This is a genomic window from Streptomyces sp. GC420, from assembly GCF_009916105.1.
Lineage (GTDB): Bacteria > Actinomycetota > Actinomycetes > Streptomycetales > Streptomycetaceae > Streptomyces.
Genome location: NZ_JAAAXQ010000653.1, coordinates 1 through 2,487, shown reverse-complemented (window position 1 = coordinate 2,487; position 2,487 = coordinate 1). Strand labels below are relative to the sequence as shown.

Here is a 2,487-nt window from a genome sequence, read left to right as displayed (position 1 = left end):
CTCGTCAATCTGTGGGTCCGCCGCCAGGCGACCCGGAGGTGAACCCCATGACCAGCAACGGAAAGACACCCACGGGCGGGGTGGGCGAAGATCGACCCGAAGCTGCGGTTACGCTCATTGCCATGAAACAAAGCGTCCTGACCCGCTACCGCGTGATGGCCTATGTCACCGCCGTCATGCTGCTCGTGCTCTGCGCCTGCATGGTCGCCAAGTACGGGTTCGAGACGGGCGAAGGCCTCACGCTCGTGGTCTCGCAGATCCACGGCGTCCTCTTCATGATCTACCTGGTCTTCGCCTTCGACCTGGGCTCCAAGATGAAGTGGTCGTTCGGCAAACTCCTGTGGGTGCTGATCTCCGGGACCATCCCGACCGCCGCCTTCTTCGTCGAGCGCCAGGTCGTCCGCGAGGCCGGGCCGCTGATCGCCGACGGCTCCCCGCAGGCCGTCAAGGCCTGACGGGAGCCCGGCCGGAGCCCGGCCGGAGCCCGTCCGTCACCCGATCGGAGCACGCGTCCAGGGCTGACCGGAGGCCGGCCGGCGCCTGATCGGAGTCCGCTCCCCACCGCCGTACGGAGTCGTGCGGCGGTCTGCCATCGACATTTACTTGGACGTCCTAGTAAATTCGAGGGTATGGATGCCGACGCCATCGAAGAGGGCCGCCGCCGCTGGCAGGCCCGGTACGACTCCGCGAGGAAGCGCGACGCGGATTTCACCACGCTCTCCGGGGATCCGGTCGAGCCCGTCTACGGGCCCGCGCCCGGCGACTCCTACGAGGGCTTCGAGCGGATCGGCTGGCCCGGCGAGTACCCCTTCACCCGGGGGCTCCACGCCACGGGCTACCGCGGCCGCACCTGGACCATCCGCCAGTTCGCGGGGTTCGGCAACGCCGAGCAGACCAACGAGCGCTACAAGATGATCCTCGCCGCCGGCGGCGGCGGGCTGTCGGTGGCCTTCGACATGCCCACCCTGATGGGCCGCGACTCCGACGACCCGCGCTCACTCGGCGAGGTGGGGCACTGCGGCGTCGCCATCGACTCCGCCGCCGACATGGAGGTCCTCTTCAAGGACATCCCGCTCGGCGACGTCACCACCTCGATGACCATCAGCGGCCCCGCCGTCCCCGTCTTCTGCATGTATCTGGTCGCAGCCGAACGCCAGGGCGTCGACCCCGCCGTGCTGAACGGCACGCTCCAGACCGACATCTTCAAGGAGTACATCGCGCAGAAGGAGTGGCTGTTCGGTCCCGAGCCCCACCTCCGCCTGATCGGCGACCTGATGGAGCACTGCGCCCGCTCCATCCCCGCGTACAAGCCGCTGTCCGTGTCCGGCTACCACATCCGCGAGGCCGGCTCCACGGCCGCGCAGGAACTGGCGTACACGCTGGCCGACGGCTTCGGCTACGTCGAACTCGGCCTCTCCCGCGGCCTCGACGTCGACGTGTTCGCCCCGGGGCTTTCCTTCTTCTTCGACGCGCACGTCGACTTCTTCGAGGAGATCGCCAAGTTCCGCGCCGCGCGCCGGATCTGGGCCCGCTGGATGAAGGAGGTCTACGGCGCCAGGACGGACAAGGCGCAGTGGCTCCGCTTCCACACCCAGACCGCCGGGGTGTCGCTGACCGCGCAGCAGCCCTACAACAACGTCGTGCGCACCGCCGTGGAGGCGCTGGCGGCCGTGCTGGGCGGCACCAACTCCCTGCACACCAACGCCCTCGACGAGACCCTGGCCCTGCCCAGCGAACAGGCCGCGGAGATCGCCCTGCGCACCCAGCAGGTCCTCATGGAGGAGACCGGCGTCGCCAACGTGGCCGACCCGCTGGGCGGTTCCTGGTACGTCGAGCAGCTGACGGACCGCATCGAGGCGGACGCCGAGCGGATCTTCGACCAGATCAAGGAGCGCGGCCTGCGGGCCCACCCCGACGGGCAGCACCCCATCGGGCCCATCACCTCCGGCATCCTGCGCGGCATCGAGGACGGCTGGTTCACCGGTGAGATCGCCGAGTCCGCCTTCGTCTACCAACAGGCCCTGGAGAAGGGCGAGAAGAAGGTTGTCGGCGTCAACTGCCACACCGGCTCCGTCACCGGCGACCTGGAGATCCTGCGGGTCAGCCACGAGGTGGAGCGCGAGCAGGTCCGTACGCTCGCCGACCGCAAGGCGGGCCGGGACGGGGCCGCGGTGCGCGCCTCGCTGGACGCCATGCTGGCCGCCGCCCGGGACGGCTCCAACATGATCGGGCCGATGCTCGACGCGGTGCGCGCCGAGGCCACGCTGGGAGAGATCTGCGACGCTCTCCGCGCCGAATGGGGCGTCTACACGGAGCCCGCGGGCTTCTGAGCCGCGACCGGCCCGCCCGGGGTCTGTGCCCCGGGCGCGCCCGGTCCCTGCCCGTCCGGTTCCTGTCCGTCCGGTTCCTGCGCACCCGGTCCGTGCCGGACCGGCGTGTGCCCGGCCGGGGCCCGCCCATCCGTGTGCGGGACGGCCGTGCCCGGCG

General features: G+C 70.3%; 2 protein-coding genes. Both read left to right on the top strand.

Annotated features, from left to right (window positions below; translation table 11 throughout):
- Positions 1-122: 122 nt before the first annotated feature.
- On the top strand, positions 123-455 hold the full coding sequence (locus GUY61_RS37425; protein WP_166634743.1) for a DUF3817 domain-containing protein: 333 nt from the start codon (positions 123-125) through the stop codon (positions 453-455).
- Positions 456-629: 174 nt separating this feature from the next.
- Complete coding sequence (locus GUY61_RS37420; RefSeq protein ID WP_166634742.1) at positions 630-2,330, top strand: methylmalonyl-CoA mutase; 1,701 nt, start codon at positions 630-632, stop codon at positions 2,328-2,330.
- Positions 2,331-2,487 lie beyond the last annotated feature (157 nt).

Bases quoted from the DNA above. Each gene is read 5' to 3' on its own strand.
- GUY61_RS37425 (WP_166634743.1), top strand. From the start codon at position 123: ATGAAACAAAGCGTCCTGACCCGCTACCGCGTGATGGCCTATGTCACC.
- GUY61_RS37420 (WP_166634742.1), top strand. From the start codon at position 630: ATGGATGCCGACGCCATCGAAGAGGGCCGCCGCCGCTGGCAGGCCCGG.